Consider the following 24172-nt stretch of genomic DNA (forward strand, 5'->3'; position numbering starts at 1 on the left):
GATCCCGCCGCTGGGGGCGGGATCAGGAGAGGGCTACTGGCCTGCCTGGGAACGATCGTGCGTGCAGGAATCGGCGGGCAGCAATCCGTCGACGATGGCCATCAGCGCCTGTCGATGGGAATCGCGGGTGGTGAGTTCGACCCAGCGATCGGCGACCGCCGCGAGGCGCGGATGGATATCGGCGGGCAGCTCGGCGATGGCCTGATTCTGATCGTCCGGTGTGCCTGCCCTGGCCAGCCTGCGTGCCCGGTTCACCCGGACGGTCAGGTTGCCGACGATGTAGTACCAGATCGTGCGGTACACGTGCACGGCTTCCGCGGGCGTGCAGCCGTATTCGACTGCGGCGCTGATCATTTGCTCGACGAACCACATGGCGGAGGGGGCGAAGAGGTCGTCGCCGGCGAGCACCTCCACGATCCACGGGCGCTCGGCGAGCATGTCGTAGAGCGTGACGGCCACCGCCGTGACCCGCTCGCGCGGATCGTCCGGAAAATCCGGATGGGGGAGGCGCTTGGCGTGCGACTCCAGCACGTGCATCAGCAGTTCGTCTTTGTCCCGCACGTGGTAATACAGCGCCATCGGTGCGCTGTCCAGGTCGCTGGCCAAGCGACGTATCGACAGCTTCTCCGAGCCTTCGGCCGCCAGGATGCGGTCGGCCGCGGCGATGATCGCCTCCACCGACAGGCGCGCTGGCCTGCCGACGCTCCTTGCGCTATTTGTTTCTGCGGGCATCTGCCAATCTTCCACGGTGAGTTCCGGTCAGTAATGGTCGGGGGTGCCGAGATCGCTGGTGAATATGCGGTCGGGCGAATATCTATTTTTCGTGAAATTCACCCCTTTCGGGTCGTCTCGACAGGTCCGAAATCATGGTTTCGCCGCAGGTCCGGGTACGCCGGGAAATGCCGGTGGGGAGGGTGTCGTCGTGACTGAACCCGCATCGCCGATCTCGAGCGTCCGGGCAGTGTGGCAACAGTGTCTCCGATCCAATTAACGTACGCGTACGAATGCTGATCATACCCTGAAACAAGCTGCCTCGCTACGGGTTCCGTGGTCGGGCCGAAGGCGGCCCTGCGGACCTGGGGGGCGGAGCTTCGTGGCAGGGAAATATTTCCCGTATGCGTACGAAAACTGGCCGATTTCCAGTATGGTGAGTTGGTACCCAGTGACTGCCGCAGCTGAGGGGCTGCCCGTGTTGAGACCTGTTACGCCCGAATCCTGTTGTGCACCCGCACCTGCCGGGCCGACCTCGACCATGCCGGGCGGGCCCCTCGGCGCGGACACGTCGCTACAGCCGAGACGAGGACTTCGATATCGTGACCGTCCAATCCATTGATCGCCGTATCGACTTCCGAATGAGCCCACGGGATCTCATCAATATCGGAATATTCGCCGCGCTCTTCATCGTTACCATCAGCGTGTTCAACCTGCTCGAATTCATCGGTCCGCTGGGGCTGCTGATAGGGGGCGCGATCGGCATCGTCGCGGGGGGCGTGCCGTTCATGCTGTTCCTCACCCGGGTGCGGCACGCAGGTATGGTCACCATCTTCGCGGTCATCGTCTGGGGATTTCTGCTGGTCTTCGCGAACCCGCCGATCGCGGTGGTCCTCGGGGTCGTCGTGGCGCTGATCGCCGAGGTGCTGCTGTGGCTGGGCGGATACCGTTCCCGGCGGATGAGCGTGCTCGCCTATGCCGTTTTCAGCGTATCGGCCACGGGGCCGTTCGTGCCGTTGTTCTACGCCCGCCACGAGTACCTGTCCAGCGCGGCACTGCAGCAGATGGGCACGGACTTCCTCGACCGCATGGATACCTTGCTCTCGCCAACGGTGCTCATCGCCTACGCCGTGTCGACGCTTGTCCTCGGGCTGATCGGTGGCGCGTTGGGACTTCGGTTGCTGGACAAGCACTTCCGCAAGGCCGGGTTAGTGTGATCAGCACGCTCGGACGGCCGAATCCTGTCGTGCCGGAGTCGGCCGTACCGGCGGAACCGGCCGCCCGAGCAGGGCTGGACCCGCGCACCGCGGTGCTGATCCTGCTGGCCGCGTCCATCGCTGTCCTGGCGCCCGGCGGCGAGCGGTTCATTCCGGCGGTGCTGATCGGCGGTGTGCTGCTGGCGATCCTGGAACGAGCCTGGCGACGCGCGCTCGGCTTGCCGGTGGCCGCCGCGATCACCGCCGCGGCGGCCTACCTGCTGCCATTGACCGCCGCGTCACCGATCCTCGGTCTCGTCGGGGTCCTCGCCGCGTACACCCTGCGGCTGGTGGCCGTGGGAGGTATTGCCGCACATCTGATTCGGACGATCCCGCCGACCCGGTTCATCGTCGCGCTGCGATCGCTGCGGGTGCCATCGGTGTTCACCGTGCCCGGCGCGGTGATGCTGCGATTCGCGCCGACGATCGTCGCCGAGGCACAGGCGGTGCGTGATGCCATGCGGCTGCGCGGGCTCGGCGGCCGGTGGGCGCTGCTGCGGCACCCGCTCCGCAGTATCGAGTACTTCACGGTGCCGCTCATCGCGTCGAGTCTGCGAGTGGCCGAGGACCTTTCGGCGTCGGCGCTGCTGCGCGGGCTCGGCGCGCGGGCCCGGCCGACGACGATGCGGCCGCTGCGATTCGGGCCCGCCGACGCGGCGGCCGCGGCCATCGTCGCGGTGCTCGTTGCGGCGTCGGCGCTGTGGGTGCCGCTGCGATGATCGAGCTGAAGAATGTCGGCTGGTCGTACCAGGGCGCCGGCGCCGTCGTGCTGGACGGCGTCGACCTGCACGTCCGGCGCGGTGAAACCGTAGTGTTGTGCGGGCCGAGCGGATCCGGCAAGAGCACGGCCCTGCGGTTGATGAACGGCCTCATTCCGCACTTCCACGAGGGGAGCCTCGACGGGGCGGTCCGGGTCGATGGTGCGCCGATCACCGATCTCGCGCAGATCGGGCGGCTGACCGGGACGGTGCTGCAGCATCCGCGCCGCCAGTTCTTCACCGACGCCGTCGACACCGAATTGGCTTTCGCCCTGGAGAATTTCGGCACCCCGCCCCAGCGGATCCGCGAGCGGGTCGCCTCGGTCATCGCCGACTTCGGGCTCGCCGAGTTCGCCGGCAGCCGGTTGCGGGAGCTGTCGGGCGGTCAGCAGCAGCGGGTGGCGTGCGCGGCGGCCATGACCCACGAACCGCCGGTGCTGCTGCTCGACGAACCTACCGCCAACCTGTCCACGCAGGCCATCGCCGATCTCACCGCGATACTGCGCCACCTCAAGGAGCTCGGCGCGACCCTCGTCATCGCCGAACATCGCCTGCACTATCTGCGCGAAGTTGCCGACCGGATCGTCGTGCTTCAGCATGGACGTATCGAAAAAGAATGGGCCAGTACGGAATTCGCCGGATTGACCGAGGCGATGATGCGCGCGGAGGGGCTACGTGGCCTGCGCGAACCCGAAAGCGTGGCGCTGGTTCCGGCTTCGGCGCATGGACCGAGCATCGCGACGGGAGCCGCCGCGCCGCGGGCCATGGTGCCAGTCGCCGCTGCGTCGAACTCGGCCGCGAACGATATTGTCCTGCAAGACATCCGTTGCACCTTCCGGGGACGCCGCGTACTCGACATCGCGGAAGCGCGGCTACCCGCCGGTGTCATCACCGCGGTCACCGGTCCCAACGGCGCGGGCAAGAGCACCCTGGCCCGGATCATCGCCGGGCTGCAACGCCACTCCGGGCGGGTGCTTCGGCGCGGCCGCGCGCTGTCGCGCTCGCAGCGCCAGCGCGAGTCCGCGCTGGTGATGCAGGACGTGCAGCGGCAACTGTTCACCGACAGCGTCACCGCCGAACTGCGTCTCGGGGCCGTCGCCGAGCCCGGCGGCACCGTGCTCGCCGAGCTCGGTCTGGACGGCCTCGACGACCGGCATCCGTTGTCGCTGTCCGGCGGTCAGCAGCAGCGCCTTGTCGTCGCGACGGCCCGGCTGAGCGGGCGCCGCATCGTCATCTTCGACGAGCCGAGCTCCGGTATCGACCGCCGTCATCTTCGCTCGATGACGCGAACCATGCGCGAGATCGCCGCCGACGGTGCGGTGGTCGTTCTCATCAGCCACGACGCCGACCTGCTGGCCCTGGCCGCGGACCAGGAGTTGCGTCTGCGCTCGATCCGGTGAATGAACCTCGCATGGCGCGCACGCGCGCAGCCAGGGCGTTCGTAGGGCCCCTGGTGCTTTGACAGATTGTTTGATCAGGGGCTCGTATGACGATCGATGTAATGGTTTCCGACACAATGCAATTATCCCGCTCCGCGCTCGTCGCATTGCTCGAGGAGCAGGCCGGGATCAGTGTTGTCGGATCCGCGAGTAGCAGCCACGAGACACTCGAACTCGCTGCGCAGTTCCGCCCCAACATCGTGGTGATCAGTGCCGAGGGCGCTGATACCGGCGGTGTTGTCCTTGCCGAGAAGATCGCGACCATTCCGGAATGCCGGAGCCTGCTGCTCGGTACCGCGTTTCCGCGTTCTGTTGTGCGCCGGGCCTTTACCGGCACCGTCGGCGGTCTGGTGCACAAGAGTGCCCCGCCCCGTCAGTTCTTCGAAGCGATTCACCAGGTGCATCACGGCCAGCGTGTCTTCGACACCGAGCTGACGCTGGCGATGCTGCGCAACACCGATCTTCCGTTGACGCCCCGCGAGATCGCGGTGCTCGAGCAGGTGTCGCTGGGCGACACGGTGCCGGAAATCGCTGCGCGGGTGCATCTTTCGGAGGGAACCGTGCGGAATTATCTGTCCTCCACCGTGGCCAAGCTCGGTGCCCGCAACCGCATCGACGCCTTGCGTATCGCGCGGAAAGCGAACTGGATCTGAGGAAAGTCCCAGGATAAGTATCGACACGCGCGATCGTGCGATCGCGCCGATCAGTCAGCGACGATATCGACAAGTGAGTTCGAAGGAGTACGAACATGCGTGTACCGATTTATATCGCTGCCGCCGCGGCCTGGATCCCGCCCGCCGCGTCCGCCAAGGAAGCCGTCGCGAACGGTGAATATTCGCAAGATGATCTGGCGGGCAACAATGTGATGTGCCTGCCGATCGCGCCGGACGGGGAGACGGCGTCGAGTATGGCGGTCGCGGCCGGTCGCCGGGCACTCCAGCGCGCGGCCGGCGTGGTCCGCGAGCGGATCGACCTGGTCCTGCACGCGTCGATCTACCATCAGGGCCACGGGCACTGCTGGACATCGGCCTCGTTCATCCAGCGTGAACTCGGACTCACCGGCGCGTTCGCGATGAATATCGACCAGGCGTCCAACGGTGGCATGGCCGCGGTCGATCTCGCGGGTGCCTACCTCGAATCGGGCCGCGCGGCCAACGTTCTCGTGACGACATCGGATCGGTTCTCGTCTCCCGGCTTCAACCGCTGGGAGAGTACCTACGGCGTCGTATTCGGTGACGGCGCAACGGCGCTCGTGCTGTCCAGCCAGGGGGGATTCGCCAGGATCGTGGCGATGGAGTCGATGACGGACGCGTCCCTGGAACAGCTGTACCGCGGCACCGAACCGCTGTCCTCGATGATCCACCCCGGGCCGATCGATTTTCGGGAGCGCCAGCGTTCCTATGTGGCCGAGGTGGGGTTGGGTTCTGTGCTGCAACGATTCTCGGTCGCGCTCTGCGCGGTGGTGGGCCGGGCGCTGTCGAAGTCCGGGTACGAGCTGCGGGATTTCACGAAGATTCTGTTGCCGAGCATCGGGCATGTGCTGATGGGCCTGAAGTTCCTCAAGCCGCTGGGCATCAGCGCCGACCAGACGCTGATGAGCTGGGGCTCGCACACGGGCCACCTCGGCGCGGGCGACCAGATCGCCGGCATCGCCCGCCTGGTGGAGAAGCACACGGTGGCGCCGGGCGATCGGATGCTGCTGATCGGTGCCGGTGGCGGATACTCGGTGACGGTCGCGGTGGTCGAGATCGATTCGCTGCCCGAATGGCCGGACGTCAGCACCGATTTCGAACTCCCCGCCGATATCTGAACGGTATTGCGGTAATTCACGAATGGCGCGCTGACCGGACGCTGACGCGATTCGCAGGCGCTGTCAGCAAGAAATCAGCGGGCTCAGAAATACTGGTGCAGCCACGGAAAGCAGGAGCGTGGTCAGGAAAGCGAGCGGAGTGTTTCCTATGAGCATTATCCACGAGTCCACCGAAGATCTTGCGACCCAAGATCTTACGACGGTCATTCATCAGCTGGAACTGCTCGACCGGCAACTGCGCAGCTCGCCTCGATGGCGCGTTCCGGAGGTCTGGGCCGCCTGCGATGCCCTGGCCTGTGCCGCTGCCCTGCTGCGTACGCAGCAGGGCGGCCCGGTCGGTCCCGCCAACGACGCCACTCTCCTGCAGGACGCTATCGCCTTGGCCCGCAGCACCGTTGAGGCTACGAAATTCGCCGCCCGCGAACGCATCGGGACACGATTCCAGAACGTCGGCGAGCGGATTTGAATCCGCTATTGTCACAACGTGATACGCGCTTGCGCGCTCGGCGAGCGCAGGTCGTGCCGGAGGATGCGCCCCAGCGTGGCGTGCAGCGCGGGGCTCGGATCCAGGCCCAATTCCGAGCCGAGCAGGTGACGGAACGCGTGGTACGCCTCGACGGCCTCCGCGTGCCGCCCGGAATAGGCCAGCGCCATCATCAACTGCTCCCGAAGGCGTTCCCGGAGCGGATACTGGACAATCAACTCCTGAATGTCCAGGGTCACCCGAAAGAAGTAGCCGAGGGTGAGCAATTCCTGCATGAGATCCTCGTGCGCGGCGATCTTCAGTTCGTGCAGATGATCCCGCGCCTGACGGCAGATCAGCCCGTCGCCCGCGTCCGCCAGCGCGGGTCCACGCCACAGCTCGAGTGCGGTTTCCAGTGCCGCCAACCTTTTGTGCGGCTGCTGCGGCGCCACCGCGGACGCGGTGGCCAACGCCGCGGCGAAACGGTTGGTGTCGATGCGATCCGGCGATATCCGCAGGCAGTACCCGGATTCGTGGGTCCGCAGCAGTTCGCGGGCATGGAACCGCTGGTCCAGCCAGGTCCGCAGCCGGGCGACATGGGCCTGCAGGCTGTTGGTCACCTGTCGTGCGGAGCCGGTGATGCGCAGTTCCTCGACCAGTGCCGCGGTGCTCACGACGGTGCCTGCCCGCAGCGCGAGCACCGCGACGAGCGCTCTGCGTCGCGCTCCGGGTAATTTGTGCTCGAAACCGTCGGCGGCAATTGCCAACTCGCCGAGCAGGCGAAGATCGACGCCGCTTGATTCCGTTGTGGCGGAGCAGCGTCCGATTGATCGGCCCATCATCGTTACCTCAGAAATAGACGCTCGGATTTCGGAGGCCGGGAAGCCGAAGCACGGCTTCCCGACTAACCGACGTACGCGACTACGGGCGTCATTTGCTCGCGTCGACCTTGGTGACCAGGTAGTTGCCGAGCACCAGGTAGTCGATCTCCGTGCCGAGGAAGCAGTTCAACGCGTCGGCCGGCGCGCAGACGATCGGCTCGCCCGCCACGTTGAACGAGGTGTTGATCAGGCAGGGCACGTCGGTGAGTGCGGTGAACCGGCGCAGCAGCGCCGCGAGCCGCGGGGTATCCCGATCGGTGATCGTCTGAACCCTGGAGGTGCCGTCCACGTGGGACGCGCCGGGGATCAGGTCCTGGAACTCCGGCCGCACCGGGAACACGAAAGTCATGTGCGGCGAACTGGTTTTACGGCCCATGTCGAAGATCTTCGACGCATCGGACTCCAGCACGATCGGTGCGAACGGCCGGAACGGCTCGCGGTGCTTGATCCTGATGTTGATGACGTCCTTGATGTCGGAGAACTTGGGGTTCGCCAGGATGCTGCGGTGGCCGAGTGCCCGCGGGCCGTGCTCGAGCCTGCCCTCGTAATAGCCGATGACGACCTTCTCGGTGAGCAGTTTGGCGACCTGGTCGATGACCTCGTCGTCGCTCAGGCGGCTCCACTCCACTCGATCGCCGTACTCCTGCAGCGTGGTCAGCATCGTCGCGTCGTCGTACTCCGGTCCGAGGTACGGGGTAATCGACGGCGTGGACTTCACCTGTTCGGCGTTGTCGGGATGGGTGGCCCAGGCGTAGACGGCCGCGCCGAGCACGACGCCGGTGTCGCTGGCGCCGAAGCTCACCGCCATATCCTCGAACTGCGAACCCTCCAGCAGGAGCGTGTTGTTGACGCAGTTCATCGCCAGGCCGCCCTCGAGCACCAGGTGCTTCAGATCGGTCTTGGCTTCCAGCGCGCGAACCTGGTGGCTGGTGACGGCGGTGATCATCTCCTGGGCCGCCGCGGCCAGCCCCGCCTTGTATTCGACGGTGTCCTGCAGCGGACCGAAATGCTGTTCCAACAGCGGATCGAAGCAGCGGGAGTTTTCCAGATCGTGCGGTCGGCAGAGCGCGTAACGCCCGTTCTCGCGGAGCTCGACGAAGTGCTCCAGCAACGGATTCGGCGAGGGCGGCGCCGCGAATCCGGACAGGCCCATCACCTTGTACTCGTCGTTGTTGGGCACGAAGCCCAGGAACCGGGTGATCGAGGCGTACAGCAGCGCGAGCGAATCGTTGCCGCCGATGGTCGACTCCTGGAAGACACGGATCTTGCCGTCCCGGATCTCGCCCATCATCGACGAAAACACCTCGGCGCGACCATCACTGATGAGGAACGCGGTGTCGCGCATGCCCGCCATGTACCAGCCGGTCATCGCGTGGCCGAGGTGGTGCGGCACGAACACCACCTTGTCCGGATCGGGGGTGAAGCCGGTGCGCGCGGCGAAATCGGCGAGCACCGTTTCGCGGTTGAAGACACCGGTGACCAGTTGACCGAGCCGATCCAACCGGCCGAACTTCTCCTTGACGTCCATCGGCGTCGACACGAGGTCGGCCAGCATGGGGTCGAAGACCTCGGCGGACAAATTCCAGGGGATGGCGATCAGGTCGATATCGGAGAACTGCACGCCCGCATGGTCCAGGCACCAGCGCACCGCGTTGACCGGAAAGTCGGAGGTCTTCTTCTCCCGGTTGAGGCGCTCCTCCTCTACCGCGGCGACCAGCTTGCCGTCGACCATCAGCGCCGCGCCCGCGTCGTGGCCGAGGATGTAGTGCTTATCGATGCCGACCGCGCCGAACAGCCTGCCGAACGCCTCAGCCGCGCCGGTAAAACCGTTGCAGCCCAAGATAATCATGCCAAATTCTCCTTCTCAGTTGCTGTGTCGCGTGCACCGAGCGCCGACCGGCCGGCAAGGCTCTGACGGCATCGGACGGGGAGATATCGCGGAATTATCGGAATACCCACTGCACGGCCGCCGCGACTGGTTTCCATGCCGGATCGACTTTCGAAATACAGAAAGTATCCGAGTGAATCTTCGGTATTCTCTGTGGTGGCCGACGTCCTCCCCGAAGTTACCAGCAGGAATCTACCGGTCGCAATATGAGAATTGCACCATGTGTGCGTGAATCTCTCACATCCGCGGGCGATCCGGCTTTCTGGTGTTCGTGACCGTGAACAGGTCGACGCGGCTCGGATCGGCTGTGTGGTGCACCCGCGGCAGCGGATCGCCGGTGGCGGCTCGCGGGTTGCCGAGCCTGCCGGACGCCGGTGGCGGGGCGGTCCGCATGCTTGTCCGTCCAAATTCTTGATTAGGTGGCCTGCCAGGCGATTTCGAGCTACCATTTGCAATGGTACGCGTACGAAAATGGGAGGTGCTCTGCAGGAGACGACCACTCGATCGCTGGACGACGGTCTGGTGCGCCGGCCGGCGCCGGCTGCCCGGCGGTACGCGAACCCGGGTTCGGGAAGGTGTTACTGCCCGGGTTCTTGAATCAATAGTTGGCGACCCACGGTACGGCCGGGCCGGCTGTTCCGATGCGACCGCGGTAGCGGAGTCGCCTCGCTCAATGCTGTCAATTCGGCCGAATGCTATACCGAGAGGAATTTACGATGTCATCGACTACGGCCACCTCGGCCGGGCGGGGCGGGGTGGATAAGCAAGCAACAATTCCCGGGGCCACACTGTGCCTGGTGATGGTGTGCATGGCGAATTTCATGTTGCTGCTGGACGCCACCATTGTCACGGCGGCACTCGCCGACATCCGCAGCGAGTTCGACGCCACCATCGGCGGCCTGCAGTGGGTTATCGACGCGTATTCGCTACCCCTGGCCGGATTGTCGCTGACCTTCGCGGTGCTGGCCGACCGGCACGGGCGCAAGCGCGTGTTCCTGGCCGGGCTCGCGGTGTTCACCGGCTCCTCGTTGGCGCTGGCTCTTTCGACAAGCATCGCGATGCTCGATGTGCTGCGGGCCGTGCAAGGCATCGGGGCCGCAATGCTTTTCGCGGCCGCGCTGCCGCTGCTCGCCGTCGTGTATCCGGGTCGGGAGGCGCGGCTGAAGGCGATCGGCATCTACGGCGCGGTGATCGCCAGCGCCACCGTCGCCGGTCCGGTGGTCGGCGGTGCGTTGGTGACCGCGTTCGGCTGGCGCTCGGTATTCCTTATCAACGTTCCGGTCGGCGCGGTGCTGCTGGTGCTCGCCTACCTGCGGATGCCCGAATCGGTGAAACCCGGTGGGCGCCGGACCGATTGGCTCGGTTCGGTGCTGTTGACCGGTGGCCTGCTCGCCGGGGTCTTCGCGCTGATCCGCGGCAACTCGGTCGGCTGGACCTCGGCTGAGATCCTCGGCCTGCTCGGTGCGGCCGCGGTCTTGCTGATCGCGTTCCTGGTGTGGCAGTTCCGGGCCGCCGATCCGATGTTCGATGTCGCGATGGCCAGGAAGGCGGGATTCGCTGGCACCGCGATCGTCTCGACCGTGTACGCCGCGACGATCATGGCCACCGTCACCTATTTGGGCCTGTACCTGATGAATACGCTCGGTTACACGCCGTTGCAGATGGGGTTGCGGCTGGTGCCGATAAGTTTGACGGCCTTCCTCACCGCACCGCCCGCCGCGGCGTTGAGCAAGCGGGTGCCGATATCGGTCTCGCTGACGATCAGCATGGTGCTGGTCGGCTTCGGTATGTGGCTCATGAGCGGCATCGCGGTCGGCGACTCCTGGCTGCACTTCCTGCCCGGGATGATCGTGGCCGGCGTCGGGCTCGGCGGTATCGCCTCGATCAGTAATGCCGCCGCGCTGAGCTTCGCGCCGGAAGAGAACGCGGGCATGGCGAGTGCGACGTTCGGTACCTTCCGGCAGGTGGGTCTGGCGATCGGCATCGCGGGGCTCGGCGCGTTGTTCAGTCACACGGCCATCGATCGGGTCCAACGGGATATCGACGTCCTCCAGAACGACTCTCGGGCGCAGCTCCCGGGCGGCGTTCGCGAGCAGTTCGTCGACGCGGTCGGTTCGGGCGCGGGTTCGTCGGTGGTCCATTCGTTGCCGCCGCAATTCGATGCCGCGGCGGGCCGGCTGACCGAGTCGGTGGACAGCGCGTCCGCCGATGCGCTCAACAGCATTCTCGGTGTCGGCGCGGTGGCGGGCCTCGTCGCCGCCGTGGTGGCCGCGCTGGCCTTCGCGTTGGGGCGGCGATTCGGCGATTCCTCGGAAAGTACGCACTAGCCTTCGGGCGGCATCGCACGCGGCGGACTCGTTGCCGATTTCGCGCACCCCTCCAGCATCAGCGGGAGGGGTGTTCGCCGTGCCCGGCTCGTGCTGATCGAGCGTATGCGAAACACATAACTATACGTGTAAAATTACTGTGTTGCGATCCGGTCTCCTGCTGGTAGCGTCGGTCTCGTTCCGCAATCGAGACAGACGAATTCGCGGAATCCTCATAATCCATAGGACCGATCGCCGTAGGTAATCCGACCATTCCTGTGGTGGTGTCGCGACGATGGCGGGCGCCGGGCCTTCGGCGTGGTCGTCCTGCATGGGAGATAGTGTGTCGCAGCAATTCTTGACCGCAAATATGCCCTGGGCTCGCGTGGCGAATTCTATCGAATTCATTCCCGCCGAGTATTCCAGTAGAACTCAGCCGGAATCCGTGGCCCGCGAGATGCTGCGCTGCGGAACGGCGGAGATCGACAGCCTCGTCGACGCGGGTCTGCCGTTCGAGGAGCGAGCCGGCGTACGCCATTTCGACGCGAACGATCTGTACAACCTCGGCATGTATTCGAATACCTCGAAGACGCAGCCGGAGCTGGCGTTCCGCATGCTCTTCCGGTTCGCGGGCCGGCCGGTCGACGATCTGCTGCGCGCGAAGACCTGGGACTTCCGGGTCCGCCTGGAATGTGTCGACTGCGCGGAGGTCGCGCCCTGGCGCCTCGAGGCACCGGACGTCGTCCGATTCGGCGGAAGTCTCGTCGATGTGACGGCGCCGACGGCGAGCGCGGGTGCCGCGGCATACGCGGCGACGGTCACCACGACCGGCGCGCTGACCCCGCTGACCTCGCCGGTGTTGCGACGGCTGACCCGCGAGTACCTGGACGCCGGCTATCGCTGGCAGATGATCCCGGTGGCTATGCAAGCCGACTACGCGCTGGTGCACGCCCTGGGCGCGACGAGCTGCATCGCCGCGAGCCTGTTCCTGGCCGAGCAGTTCCGTGCGGCCGGGTATCTGGCCGAGGCGAAACGCGGCTGGTTCTGCGGAGTGGTCGGCGGCGCGCTCGACCTGCCGCACGCCTGCGTCGAGGTCGAGGACGACGACGGCGCGCTCAAGACCGTCGATATCGCCAAGGCGCAGCTGGCCGCGCGGTTGTCTCCGAACACCACGGAGTTCCAAGAACTGTGCCAGGGGTCGATCTACAACAAGGTGATTCCGTCCACCGCTTCCGGTAATGCGCCCTTCGGTTATCACGAATGCAGTTCACAGCTCCCCGTTCGGGTGCATGCCGATATCCGATCGACGCCTCGAAGCTGAATCATCGAGCAAACTCGTTGGAAAGAAGAGTGGTAATGGCAGTACGCGAAATCGAGCCGGTGCAGCTGGAGCTGGATCGGCTGGAAAATATGGCCGAGTCCGGCTATTACAACCCCTACACGATGTTCGACTGGCCGGACACGATCGAGCACGACAAGCCGTGGATGAGCGAAAGCCTGGTCACGCTCGCAGGCACGCCGATGTGGGACAACCTGACCCGGGAACAGCAGCTCGCGCTGACCCGTGAAGAATCGACGAACTTCTTCAGCCTGAACATCCACGGCATTCGCGAGCTGCTGAGCGAAGTCGTCATGCGCATTCACGATCGGGTCTACGCCGATGTCTCGGAGTTCCTGCACCATTTCATCGGTGAGGAAAACGAGCACATGTGGTTCTTCGCCCAGTTCTGCCTGCGCTACAGCGGCAGGTTGTACCCGGCGCAGCCCACCCTGCAGGCCAGCTCGGTGGAACACCTGTCCGAGGTCGCGCGCGAGCTGATCGTCTTCGCGCGAATCCTGATCTTCGAGGAGATCGTGGACTACTTCAACGCGCTGATGGCGACCGATCAGACGCTGCCCGCCATCGCCCGCGAGATCAACCGGGTCCATCACCAGGACGAGAGCAGGCATGTCGCCTTCGGCCGGATGATCTTCACCAACCTGGTCGGCCAGGTCGCGAAACGGGATCCGGCCGAATTGCCGGTGGTGGCCGCGTATCTCGAGAACTACCTGCAGTACAGCATCGGCACGCTGTACAACCCGGCTGCCTACCGCGCCGCCGGCATTCCGGACGCGCTGGCGCTGCGGCGCGAGGCGATCACGCATCCGGCCAGGATCGCCGAACACGACAAGATCCTGAATCGGACGCGCAAGTTCCTGACCAAGTCCGGCGTCGGACGAGAGGCGATCAACTGATGTCGAATCCGATGACGGCGGTGCGTGAATTCATCGGAAGCCGGAATCCGCAGTTCGCCGATATCGACCCGACCCTCGACCTGATCGACAGCAGGGCCATCAATTCGCTGGCCTTCGTCGAGTTCATCTTCCTGCTCGAGGAGCTCACCGGCGAGGCGATCGATCCGGAAGAGCTCGACCTCGGCGACTTCCGCACCCTCAACGCGATCGAAGCACGATTCTTCAACCAGAAAGCAGCATGATGACCACCGCGACCGACAACGGCTTGAGAATCCTGGACGGCGGTCAGCTGCGTTTGCTGCGGGCGATCGACGCGTTGTTCCTGCGCTGGGCCGACGGCTGGGACGCGCCGGAGTTCCGGTTCCCGTACCTGATGCGGTGCCGGGACCTCGACACCTTCGACTACTACGACAATTTTCCGCATCTCGGCCTGACCGCCACCCGGCTCGATCCGCAACGCCTCGGCGCCGTGCTGGCCGAGGGGCCACGGCCGGTGGAGGAGATGCCCGCCGCGGTGATGGAGCCGTCCGCGTTCGCGTTGCCGTCCGCGGCCTGCTACTCGATCTATCTCGATCTGTCCGATGCGGTGCTGCCCGATGAGGGGGTTCTGCGGACCACGGTCGGCACGTGTTTCCGCAACGAGGACCACTACGACGGATTGCAGCGGCTGCTCGGATTCTCCATGCGGGAGATCGTTTTCGTCGGACCGGAGGACGGCGCCAAGCAGCACCTGGTGCGTGCGAAGGAGACCGTGCTCGCGCTGTGCACCGAGCTCGGCCTGAAGGTGCGGCTCGAGGTCGCCACCGATCCGTTCTTCGACAAGAACGGCGGTAAGGCGAAGATGCAGCGGCTGTTCCCGGTGAAGGAGGAGTTCGTTGTCAACGGCCTGGCGATCGGCTCGGTCAACTACCACCGGAACTTCTTCGGCGAGCGTTGCTCGATCCTGGCCGGCGACGGCACGGCCCACACCAGTTGCCTCGCTTTCGGTTTGGAACGCTGGGTGCACACCTTGACCGAGCGTTTCGGCGACACCGACGCCGCACTGGCCGCGGTCGAGGCACTGGGCTGATGCGTGCCACCTTGGCGGCGGTGCTCGGTATCGACGTGAGCCTGCTGCAGTCGGGCATGGGCGGCGTCGCGGGGCCGGAGTTGGCGTGCGCGGTATCCAACGCGGGCGCGGCGGGCTGCGCGGGCGGCTACAAACTGGTCGGCGGCCCGCTTTCGGCCATGCTCGACCGGCTCACCGCGGGGACCGATCGGCCGGTCGGCGTGAACCTGATTCCGGAGGTGGTCGGGCCGGTAGAGCTCGGCCAACAGGTGGCGCAGGTGCTCGACGAGACGCCGCCGCAGGTGTATCTGTCGCTGTTCGGCATGCCCGGCGACGCGGTGTTCGATCGGATCGCCGCGGCGGGCAGGCGCCTCGTTGTCCAGGTCGGAACCGTGGAAGACGGTGTGCGCGTGGCCGATCGGGGCGCCGTGGTGGTCGCCCAGGGTATCGAGGCCGGCGGCCATCTGCTGGGCACGTCGACCCGTGACGAACTGGTCGGCGCGCTGCGCGAACGCCTGCCCGAGGCCTGTCTGGTCGCGGCGGGCGGCATCGGCGCACCGGCCGCGGCCGGTCGGGCGCTCGCGGCGGGCGCCGACGGGGTACTGCTCGGCAGCGCCTTCGTCGTCGCGCACGAATCGCGCGCGCACCCCTACTTCAAGCAGGCGGTCACCGCCGCCGACGCGGCCGACACGGTGATCACCGACGTCTACGCGATCGGCTGGCCCAATCGGCGGCATCGGGTGCTGGCGACCGCGGCCACCCGCGACCCGATGCAGGTCACCAAGTTCATCGGCAAGACCGTTGTCGAAGGAAAGTCGTATCTGGTTCCCCGCTTCAGCGCCGCGGTACCGACCGACGTGACCAGCGGCCGGATCGAGGAAATGGCGATGTACTGCGGCCAGGATTGCGGCGCCATCTCCTCGGAACTCTCGGCGGCCGATGTCGTCGCCGAGTTTGCTCGCGTCCTTCCGGGCGTCGCAGTCGCAGAAATAGGAAAGGGATAGAAATCAATGCCTAACTACGAGCCCTTGTTCCGGCTGGAACTGAACTACCACGAGGACGCGCCGCGCATTCGTACCAGGGAGGGCGTCGAGCTCTACTACGAGTCCCGCGGTGCAGGCACGGCAATCACGCTGCTCAACAACTTCTTCCTGACCACCCCGTCGTGGCGGGTGTTCACCAACGAGCTGCCGCAGCACTACCGCGTCGTGAGCTACGACATGTGCAATCACGGCGCCTCCACCCATGTCGAGCAGGAACCGACCTGGGACGAGCACGCCGACGACGTGATCGCGTTGCTCGACGCGCTGGAGATCGAATCGACGTATCTGATCGGCACGTCGGCGTCCACCGTGCTCGCGCGGGACGTCGCGCTACGGTACCCGGATCGTGTTCGGGGACTGGTGATGTCGGGCCCCGTCCTCGGCCCCCGTGGCATGCGGCGGCACATGCAGATCCAGCGGTCCTGGCTGCACGTGCTGGAAAACCACGGCATGGCGGCCTTGTACAACCAGCTGTACCCGGAAGTGTTCGGCTCGGACATGAACGAGGAGCTCGGTACTCCCGGTTTCCTCGGCCTGCGGGAGAGCTTCATCGCGCTGACCACTTCCGAGGATCTCGCCAACGGCCTGAAGCTCAACCTCGACGCCGCGACCAGCCCCGAGTTGCTCGAACGCATCACCGTGCCGACGCTGATCCTCACCGGTGACGACGACTTCTTGCTCGGCCCGACCGGCGCCAAGGAGCTGGCCGAGCGGTTCCCGAACGGTCGCCACGAGATCCTGCCGAAGGCGGGCCACGTGCCGCACCTCGACGACTCCGAAGGCTTCCAGGTGCTCGTCCGCAAGTTCATCGAAGAAGCGGAATCGCATGACTGATACGGCATCAGAGGTCCGGCAGGGCATTCGTGCGCTGCTGGCCGAGCTGTTCGGCGGCGACCATGTCGTCAACGGCGTGTCGGATACCGAGTCGCTGCGCCGGGCCGGGCTGTCCTCCAATGGGCTGGTCAGCTTGCTGGTGGCGATGGAGGACGCGTTCGGCTTCGAGTGGAGCGACGACGTCGAGCCCGAGGTGCTGCGCTCGATCGGCGCGATGGCCGACCACGTTGTGGCCGTGCGTAATTGAAGGGATAGATGGTGGCTGTCGGGCTGGAATTTCCCGCTGGTATCGCACCGGGGACGTGGATCGAATTCCACGCGGTGCCGTGGCCGCACGGGCCGGCTCAGCAGTTCGCGGCGGGTCGTCGCGCGGCCGCCGCGGCGCTGGCCGCGGCGGGCTGCGCCGATCGGGTCGTGCACCGCGAATCCGATGGCAGGCCACGCTTTCCGGACGGATTCGCCGGTTCGATCGCGCACACCGATCACCTCGCGGTCGCGGTGGTGGCGCGCGGCGCCGAGGCGGTCGGCATCGATCTGGAGAACGCCGAGATCAGCCCGCGGGTAACGGAATTCGTGCTGCGCGAACCGGAACGGCGCGCACTGCTCGCGCCGGCCGGGGCCTACACCCCGCGCGAGCTGTTCGCCGCGAAGGAGGCGGCCTTCAAGGCGCTGTACGGCACCGGCACGTTCGAGGACTTTCTGTTCTGGCGGATCGAGCTCACCCACTCCGGCAGCGGGCTGATCGCGTCCTACCGCGGTGTCCCGACGCCGGTATGGGTCCGCACCGAGGCGGATCTGGCACTCGCCGTGGCGATTCGGCGTCCCGAATGAGACTGCTGATCGCGCCCGTCACCATCACGCCCACCAAGCCGCTGACACCGACGCACATCAAGGGATTCCTGTGGGTTGATGTGTTGCGCAAGGCTTCTCGTCTTGTCGCCGATGTGACGTGCGTATGGAATCCCCGAACCGCCAATCTCACCGGGCAGTCGATCGGATTCTGGGACTATCTCGACCGCGTGCACCCCGACGTCGAATTCTCGCGGCTCGACGAGTTGCAGATCGGCAATCTCTACGTCGCCTATCACGCGGAAACGAGTTCGTCGACGTTCGACGCCGCGGGCAGCTATCGCGAGCGAATCGAGACGAACGGATGGGTTCATCCGGCGACCGCGCGGATGGTCGACCTGTGGTCGCGGCAGCTCGACGAGCTCGGTGTCGAGGACCCCGGGCTCACGGCGGATCACCCGCACCGGTGGTCGGTCGACGAGCTGATCGATATCTTGGTGGCCGAAAAACTGTGCCTCGATCATCGTGGTATCGGCGGACCGGTCTACCTTGATGGCACCCGGTGGGGCGTCCCGCTGCGGATCGTGGTCGGCAGTGATGGTCATCCGAATTACGTGATCACCGCGCTCCGGGACATTCTGCCCCTCGTCGATTCGCACGATCACGTGCTGCTCGTGCACGACGACGACATCTCCCCGGATTTCATTCTGCTGCAAAAGATCATCGGCTACTTCGGGATCACCGTGTCGCGGCTGCCGCTGGGACGGGTGCCGGTGGCGGGGCAGACGGTGTCCAGCAGGCGCGGCGGGTGGGCGGGGTCGACGCTCGGCGAATTGTCGGCGGCGGCGCGGGCCAGCGTCGATCTCGACGCGTATCGGCTCGGCATGCGCGTCTACTTCACCGCGATGCTCGGCAGGGGCGCCGGACCGTCGCTCGATCGGACCATGCTCTACCGCGCGATGACCAGGTCGCACAAGCTGCTGACGACGGAGCACGACGCCGCGGACCCTGCCGAGTACGTCAGGCGGCACGCCTCGAAGTTCGGCTGGGTGGACCCGTACCGGCTGACGTCGTCGCTGCTCGGTGGCGCCCCGCCGACGCGGGTGCTCACGAACATCTTTCTTTGATTGCCGTTCCTGAACAAGGGATTGCGAGAGGCTGGAACACTTTATGTCTGAAAACATCTCGGACCGGCGAGCCGATATTCTGCGTCGGGCCGACAAGGAACGCTCGGCACTGCTCGCCGTCCTGGACGACGCCGCGACGGTGCAAGAGAAGCTGCTGCTCTCGATCGTGCGACGCAATGCCGAATCGCAGTTCGGCCGGGATCATCGGTTCGCGTCCGTCCGGAGCATCGCCGACTTCCAGCAGGCCGTCCCCATTCGTGTGCACGAGGAATTCGAGCCGTGGCTGGAAGCCACGATCGCCGGAAGGTCCCACGTCCTGAGCGACGAGGATCCCTTCGTATATTTCTCCAGCAGTGGCACCACCGGCCGGGAGAAGCGCATTCCGGTCACCGCGTCATACCTCAGGGAGAGCTTCCTCCCGTTCTATTTCGCCGGCCTGGCAACAATTTTGGAGCAGTGCCCGGACGCGTTGCACGACGACAACTCGGTGCTGAACCTGTGGCAGGACCCCTACTCGCCGACCGATCGGACCGCCGACGGAACGCCGCACATCGGGTTGAGCCAACTCGACTACCGTGGCCTCGGCGAGGACCTGGCCGTCGGACTCGGGAACCGCGCCGCGTGGAGTCGCCTGCCCGATTCCTTCGACGGCGTCGATCCGCTGCAGCGGACCTATCTGCGCCTGCGAATCGCGGCGGAATACGACATCCGTTGCGTTTTCGCCATCAACCCGGCCGTCGCGCACGCCCTGCCCACCCAGCTGGCGCTGTGGTGGCCGCGGATCGTGCGGGATCTGCGCGACGGGACACTCGACGGTCAGCCCTTCACCGCCCCGAACAAGGCGCGTGCCGACCAGATCGAGAATCTCGCCAACTGGTTCGGCACGATTCGGCCGAAGGACATCTGGCCGCGGCTGAACGGAGTCGTGGTGTGGTCCAACTACATCGGCGGCATGTATCTGCGGGCCCTCGGCCAGGACTACGGTCCCGGCGTACGGATCATCCCGGCGCCCATCGGCTCGTCCGAGGGGCCGCTCGCCGCGCCGATCGATCGGCATCCGTCGGCCTCGCCGCTGATGACGACCGCGGTCTTCTACGAGTTCATTCCCGCGGACGAGGAAATTACCTCGGCCAGTAGGACATTGCTTGCGCACGAGGTGGTGCCGGGCAATGACTATCACGTGGTGTTGACCAGGGTGGGTGGGATACACCGTTGTGCCACCAGGGATATCGTCCGGGTCGTCGAATTCGTCGGCGGGACACCGCGTATCGAGTACGGCGGACGTCAGGGTGAGCTCGCCGCGGGTGGCGCCCGGCTGCGCGAGGACCAGGCGGTGCGCGCCATGCACCAGACGGCGACGGCCAGCGGGATGCAGGTGGAAAACCTGACCTGGCGGCTCGACGACGGATCGGACCCGCCTCGGCACGAGGTCGCCGTGGCCTTCCGCCACGACGAGACCCCAAGGGACGTCGCGCGATTCGAGCGCCTGCTCGACACCTTCCTCAGCGCGGAATCCCCCTCGTACGCGGCGGCTCGACGCATCGATGCCATCGGACCGGCCCGGGTACACCCGGCGCCGGTCACCGCCTTCTTCAGTGCGTGGCTCGAGCGAGTGCGAGCAGGACAGCGCCCACCCCGGGTCAAGGACCGAGTCTTCGATCCCAAGTCGTCCGTGTGGTCGGAGCTACTGGTATGACCGCATTCATCGATCAGGACGAAGTGCCTTGCCGCGGTGAGTACACCGAAGCCGCACGCGAGCACAGACTCGACTGGCTGCGCCTGCAGAGCGGCGCCGCGCTGCGATCCCTCGGGGAGCCGGGCATCGAGGCGCGGACACTGCGCGGCAATATCGAAAACTTCGTCGGCACAGTCGAAGTCCCGGTCGGCCTCGCCGGGCCCATGCTGTTCACCGGCGACGACGCCCGCGGGCTGATCACCGCACCGCTGGCCACCACCGAGGGCGCCTTGGTCGCGTCGGTGGCGCGTGGGTCGCGGGCGATCACCCGCTCCGGCGGCGTGACGACCCGGGTGGTGTGGCAACGGATGGTGCGCGCGCCCGCCTTCGAATTCGGCGACCTCGCCGAGGCCGCCCGGTTCGCCGAGTGGGTGCGCGGCCAGCTCGCCGCGCTGGCCGAGGAGGTGCGCTCGGTATCCCGGCATTCCACGCTCATCCAGCTGGATCCGGTGCAGTTGGGCCGGATTGTGCACGTGCGGTTCGTCTACGAGACCGCCGATGCCGCGGGCCAGAATATGACCACGGTCGCGACCTGGCGTGCGTGCCAGTGGATCAGCGGTCGCCTCACCGAGCCCGGGCTGCCGGTGCCGAGCTGGTTCACGGTCGAGGGCAACTTCAGCGGCGACAAGAAACTGTCCGCGCTGAATCGGCTCGGCGGCCGCGGATCGCGAGTACTGGCGGAGTGCCTGATCGACCACGACACGTTGCGGCGGGTGCTCAAGACCACCGCGCGCTCGGTCGACAAGACCTGGCGCAGGGCGCAGCAGGCCGCCCAGTTCGGTGGCATGGCGCTGGCCGACGTCGATGCGGCCAACGTCATCGCGGCGATGTACCTCGCCACCGGACAGGACGTGGCCAGCGTGCACGAGTCGAGCGCGGCGATGTTCACGACGGAGGTGACCGACGACGGCCTGCTGGCCGGTGTCGTGCTGCCCAACCTGATCGTCGGAACAGTCGGCGGCGGTACGCGTTTGGCTCAGCAGAACGACTATCTCGCCGCGATGGGCTGTGCGGGTGAGGGCGGTGCGCGCAGGCTCGCGGAGATCATCGGTGGTTTCGCACTCGCCCTCGATCTGTCGACGGCCGCGGCCATCGCGGCAGGCCATTTCGCCGACGCGCACGAGCGTCTCGGCCGTCCGCATCGGGTGGACTGGCTGCGGCCGGACTCGCTGAATCGCGAGTTGGTGGGGTCGCTGCTTGCCGAAACGCTGGAGCGCCCCGAGCTGGTCGTGTCCGGCGTCGCGCTCCTCGGCGAGGGGGGCACCTCGAGCCTGCTGACGGACGCGGTGGGTGCGGGGGAGCGCCGTAAGTTCACCGGTGTCGTGCCCATCCGGGTCGAATACACCTACCCGGGGGCCGGTACCGAGACCGCGGAGTTGATCGCGAAGGTCAAGCCGCTCGACAGCGAGGTCATCATCGAGGTGGGCAAGATCGCCTCGCTGTGCGGCGGCGACGTTGCCGAGCAGTATTCGCGCTATCGGGAGTGGACCGGCTTCAAGCACACCCACACTCGGGAGCTCGCCCTATATCGCAACGCCGACAAGGCTTTACGGCAGGTGATGCCCGATCTCTGGGGCCTGCTCGAAGACCCCGCGCGGGAGGCCTATGTGCTCCTGCTGGAGCGGCTCGGCGCCGATGTGATCTTGCTGAATTCCCTCGATGCTTGGCAACCGCACCATGTGCACGCCGCGATCGAGGGGATAGCTGCCGTGCACGCGGCCTGGCTCGGCCGCGAAGACGACCTGGTGACGGCGGGCTGGCTGGGTGAGCCGCAGACCGCACACCGTGCGGCGCTGATGGGTCCGCTATGGACAGCTCTGGTCCGGCACAATGCCGACGAGTTTCCGAAGTTGCTCACCGAGAACGACACTCGGCGACTGCTCGAGATCATCGACGCCGTCGGGTCGTGGTGGCCGGACCTGGCCGCGCTGCCACGCACGCTGGTGCACGGCGACTTCAACCCGCGCAATATCGCACTGCGCGCCGCGGACCTCAGCCTGGTCGCCTACGACTGGGAACTGTCGACATTGCATGTCCCGCAGCGAGATCTGGTCGAGCTCATGGCTTTCGTGCTCACCCCGGACGCCACCGTCGAGGAGACCGCCGAGCTCATCGAGCGACACCGGCGTGCGATCGGCCGCAACGGCGCGGACGAATGGCACGAAGACGACTGGCGAGCCGGATACCGTTGGGCCCTCTGGGATTTCGCCACCACCAGGCTCCAGCTCTACCTGATGGCCAACTCGCATCAGGCGCTGCCGTTTCTCGACCGGGTGGTACCGACCACGATGCGCTTGCTTGCGCTGGAATCGGAGACCCGATGACGCGAGGGGAACCCATCGTCGCGGCGGTCGTCGGCATCGACGGCGCGGGGAAATCGACCGCGATACGTCTCGTCGGCGACCGGCTCGGCGCACACTGCGCGGTCCTGTCATCGATGCGCAACCACGAGGTCGCCGACGCCCCGCTTCGCGACCTGTCCCTGGCGTTGGATCGATTGCGCACTGCCGCAGAAGAATTGGGTAGTCAGCGACTCAAACTCGCCACGCTCTATCTGCAGATGTGCATATACGGCCCGACGGAGCAGTTCATGATCCGCGCACTGGCGCCCTCGGTCGTCCTGTCGGATCGGCACCCGATCATCGATGCCGCCGTGTACCTTCCGCTCTTTCGGCGGATGATCGAGAGTTCCGGGGACGCGGAGGGCATCCCGGAATGGCGGGACCGGGTGTCGGCCGAGGAACGCGGGCTGATCACCCGGTGGGCGGACGCGCAGAACCGGCGACTCGGTACCACCCTGGATTTCACCGCGCTCACCAGCGAGTTGATGGCGTTGGCGGATCATGGCTTCGGACCGTTCCTGGCGAAGATCGCCCCGCTGCTGCAGGCGGCGCTGCCCCGGCGCGTGCTGTGGCTCGATCTCGGGGTCGAGCGAGCACTCCAACGACTCGCCGGCAGGCGGGGGCCGCGAGAATTGCACGAGACCCGCCGCCACCTGCTGACACTGCGGGCCGGCTACCTGCGCGTGCTGGAGAACCTGCCGTCCCGCGTTCGGGTGAGCCGCATCGAGGTCGGCGACATGTCATCCGAAGAAGTCGCCGAAGCATTGACCGAGCAGTTAATAAAGGACGAACGTCGTGTTCACACAGGAACTTCTGCGGCGTGAGGCGAAACGCCGGATAGCATGGGCCCAGCGACTCGACGAGGATTTTCCGACCGTCGATCGCCCCTGCGCCGTGGCCGTCGTTTCCGCTTTCGATCCGGCAGTTTTCGTCGAATCCGGATTCGCCTTCGCCTCAGGATTACCTGCGGAGGTACGCAACCGGTGGTGTGCGAGTTTCACACGTACCGTCTATCTGGCCGGCCAGCCGGAGAACATCGCGATACGATATCCGCCGGACCATGTTTCGGCGGATGGCACAATAGCGTGGTATCGCCCCGATGATCTCGGCGCCGTCACCGGCCTTCGTAAACTATTGCGGCCGTTGTTCGCTACCACCGGCGTATCGCGAACGACGCGAGCGGTGGCCTCGCTCAATGCGCGGAACGCGGACACCGCAATGGCCACGCTCGCGGTCGACAGCGCGGGATTGACGCTCGAGCAGTATCTGGTACATGTCAATCACGTTGTCGCGGAGGCAGTCTCGATGGGCATGTTGGACAATCGTGGCTTCCTGCGATTGGTTTCGGTCGACCGAATAGACGCGGCGCGCGGACCTTACGATTATCTTCGGGTGGCGGCCGATCGGCACGACCAGGAACTGTTGCGTTGCTATGCGGCACTCAAGCTGTGACCGTGCGAAATTCACGATGAGTCGTGGGAAAATCATCTGTTGTACAAATGTTCGG

General features: G+C 66.0%; 24 protein-coding genes. 20 read left to right on the forward strand and 4 right to left on the reverse strand.

The features are described from left to right. Positions 1-33: 33 nt before the first annotated feature. Positions 34-732 (reverse strand): TetR/AcrR family transcriptional regulator, encoded by a 699-nt coding sequence (locus ACIBCN_RS01895; protein ID WP_396989572.1) that lies wholly within the window; start codon positions 730-732, stop codon positions 34-36. 620 nt (positions 733-1352) lie between these two features. Here ACIBCN_RS01895 and ACIBCN_RS01900 point away from each other — a divergent pair. The 6 genes from ACIBCN_RS01900 to ACIBCN_RS01925 all read left to right on the forward strand — a co-directional run bounded on the left by ACIBCN_RS01900 (position 1353) and on the right by ACIBCN_RS01925 (position 6440). Continuing rightward, complete coding sequence (locus ACIBCN_RS01900) at positions 1353-1928, forward strand: MptD family putative ECF transporter S component (protein WP_396989573.1); 576 nt, start codon at positions 1353-1355, stop codon at positions 1926-1928. After that, a complete protein-coding gene (locus ACIBCN_RS01905; protein ID WP_396989574.1) occupies positions 1925-2686 on the forward strand; it encodes an energy-coupling factor transporter transmembrane component T in 762 nt (253 codons plus the stop codon). Before ACIBCN_RS01900 ends, ACIBCN_RS01905 begins: the two co-directional genes overlap by 4 nt. Next, positions 2683-4125 carry an ABC transporter ATP-binding protein gene (locus ACIBCN_RS01910; RefSeq protein WP_396989575.1) on the forward strand — a complete coding sequence of 481 codons (1443 nt, stop codon included), beginning with the start codon at positions 2683-2685 and terminating at the stop codon, positions 4123-4125. The genes ACIBCN_RS01905 and ACIBCN_RS01910 overlap by 4 nt, the downstream gene beginning before the upstream one ends. 101 nt (positions 4126-4226) lie before the next feature. Next, positions 4227-4817, forward strand: a complete 591-nt coding sequence (locus ACIBCN_RS01915) for a response regulator transcription factor (protein WP_396989576.1) — start codon at positions 4227-4229, stop codon at positions 4815-4817. A gap of 95 nt (positions 4818-4912) precedes the next feature. Then, on the forward strand, positions 4913-5974 hold the full coding sequence (locus ACIBCN_RS01920) for a ketoacyl-ACP synthase III family protein (RefSeq protein WP_396989577.1): 1062 nt from the start codon (positions 4913-4915) through the stop codon (positions 5972-5974). Positions 5975-6122: 148 nt separating this feature from the next. Next, positions 6123-6440 (forward strand): hypothetical protein, encoded by a 318-nt coding sequence (locus tag ACIBCN_RS01925; protein ID WP_396989578.1) that lies wholly within the window; start codon positions 6123-6125, stop codon positions 6438-6440. Between the two features lie 11 nt (positions 6441-6451). Here ACIBCN_RS01925 and ACIBCN_RS01930 read toward each other — a convergent pair whose 3' ends face one another. From ACIBCN_RS01930 to ACIBCN_RS01940, 3 genes are all read right to left on the reverse strand, one after another. After that, on the reverse strand, positions 6452-7279 hold the full coding sequence (locus ACIBCN_RS01930; protein WP_396989579.1) for a BTAD domain-containing putative transcriptional regulator: 828 nt from the start codon (positions 7277-7279) through the stop codon (positions 6452-6454). An 88-nt stretch (positions 7280-7367) separates the two neighbouring features. Next, entirely contained in the window at positions 7368-9167 is a 1800-nt protein-coding gene (locus ACIBCN_RS01935) for a carbamoyltransferase (protein WP_396989580.1), read from the reverse strand. A gap of 276 nt (positions 9168-9443) precedes the next feature. Beyond that, complete coding sequence (locus ACIBCN_RS01940; protein WP_396989581.1) at positions 9444-9599, reverse strand: hypothetical protein; 156 nt, start codon at positions 9597-9599, stop codon at positions 9444-9446. A 323-nt stretch (positions 9600-9922) separates the two neighbouring features. Between ACIBCN_RS01940 and ACIBCN_RS01945 the strand changes: the two genes are divergently transcribed. The 14 genes from ACIBCN_RS01945 (at position 9923) to ACIBCN_RS02010 (ending at position 24117) form a co-directional block, all read left to right on the forward strand. Beyond that, positions 9923-11533, forward strand: coding sequence for an MFS transporter (locus tag ACIBCN_RS01945; protein ID WP_396989582.1), 1611 nt, complete (start codon positions 9923-9925; stop codon positions 11531-11533). Positions 11534-11897: 364 nt separating this feature from the next. Beyond that, entirely contained in the window at positions 11898-12833 is a 936-nt protein-coding gene (locus tag ACIBCN_RS01950; RefSeq protein ID WP_396989583.1) for a hypothetical protein, read from the forward strand. 35 nt (positions 12834-12868) lie between these two features. Then, the gene (locus ACIBCN_RS01955) at positions 12869-13747 is read left to right on the forward strand and encodes a diiron oxygenase (protein WP_396989584.1); all 879 of its coding nucleotides are present in this window, start codon (positions 12869-12871) and stop codon (positions 13745-13747) included. Next, positions 13747-13989: a hypothetical protein gene (locus tag ACIBCN_RS01960; RefSeq protein ID WP_396989585.1), complete on the forward strand. Its 243-nt coding sequence runs from the start codon at positions 13747-13749 to the stop codon at positions 13987-13989. The genes ACIBCN_RS01955 and ACIBCN_RS01960 overlap by 1 nt, the downstream gene beginning before the upstream one ends. Further along, positions 13986-14816 (forward strand): hypothetical protein, encoded by an 831-nt coding sequence (locus tag ACIBCN_RS01965; RefSeq protein WP_396989586.1) that lies wholly within the window; start codon positions 13986-13988, stop codon positions 14814-14816. Before ACIBCN_RS01960 ends, ACIBCN_RS01965 begins: the two co-directional genes overlap by 4 nt. Then, complete coding sequence (locus ACIBCN_RS01970; RefSeq protein ID WP_396989587.1) at positions 14816-15799, forward strand: NAD(P)H-dependent flavin oxidoreductase; 984 nt, start codon at positions 14816-14818, stop codon at positions 15797-15799. The genes ACIBCN_RS01965 and ACIBCN_RS01970 overlap by 1 nt, the downstream gene beginning before the upstream one ends. A gap of 6 nt (positions 15800-15805) precedes the next feature. Continuing rightward, complete coding sequence (locus ACIBCN_RS01975) at positions 15806-16672, forward strand: alpha/beta fold hydrolase (protein ID WP_396989588.1); 867 nt, start codon at positions 15806-15808, stop codon at positions 16670-16672. Beyond that, on the forward strand, positions 16665-16919 hold the full coding sequence (locus tag ACIBCN_RS01980) for a phosphopantetheine-binding protein (RefSeq protein WP_396989589.1): 255 nt from the start codon (positions 16665-16667) through the stop codon (positions 16917-16919). Before ACIBCN_RS01975 ends, ACIBCN_RS01980 begins: the two co-directional genes overlap by 8 nt. Before the next feature lie 8 nt (positions 16920-16927). Beyond that, a complete protein-coding gene (locus tag ACIBCN_RS01985) occupies positions 16928-17503 on the forward strand; it encodes a 4'-phosphopantetheinyl transferase superfamily protein (protein ID WP_396989591.1) in 576 nt (191 codons plus the stop codon). Then, complete coding sequence (locus ACIBCN_RS01990; RefSeq protein WP_396989592.1) at positions 17500-18588, forward strand: hypothetical protein; 1089 nt, start codon at positions 17500-17502, stop codon at positions 18586-18588. The genes ACIBCN_RS01985 and ACIBCN_RS01990 overlap by 4 nt, the downstream gene beginning before the upstream one ends. A 43-nt stretch (positions 18589-18631) precedes the next feature. Further along, complete coding sequence (locus ACIBCN_RS01995; protein ID WP_396989593.1) at positions 18632-20284, forward strand: GH3 auxin-responsive promoter family protein; 1653 nt, start codon at positions 18632-18634, stop codon at positions 20282-20284. Beyond that, positions 20281-22647 carry a phosphotransferase gene (locus tag ACIBCN_RS02000; protein WP_396989594.1) on the forward strand — a complete coding sequence of 789 codons (2367 nt, stop codon included), beginning with the start codon at positions 20281-20283 and terminating at the stop codon, positions 22645-22647. Before ACIBCN_RS01995 ends, ACIBCN_RS02000 begins: the two co-directional genes overlap by 4 nt. Then, positions 22644-23489 (forward strand): hypothetical protein, encoded by an 846-nt coding sequence (locus ACIBCN_RS02005; RefSeq protein ID WP_396989595.1) that lies wholly within the window; start codon positions 22644-22646, stop codon positions 23487-23489. The genes ACIBCN_RS02000 and ACIBCN_RS02005 overlap by 4 nt, the downstream gene beginning before the upstream one ends. Next, a complete protein-coding gene (locus tag ACIBCN_RS02010) occupies positions 23461-24117 on the forward strand; it encodes a DUF6182 family protein (RefSeq protein ID WP_396989596.1) in 657 nt (218 codons plus the stop codon). Before ACIBCN_RS02005 ends, ACIBCN_RS02010 begins: the two co-directional genes overlap by 29 nt. The last annotated feature ends 55 nt before the right edge of the window (positions 24118-24172 follow it).

The sequence above is a fragment of the Nocardia sp. NPDC051052 genome (assembly GCF_044456045.1).
In the GTDB taxonomy this organism is placed as follows: domain Bacteria; phylum Actinomycetota; class Actinomycetes; order Mycobacteriales; family Mycobacteriaceae; genus Nocardia.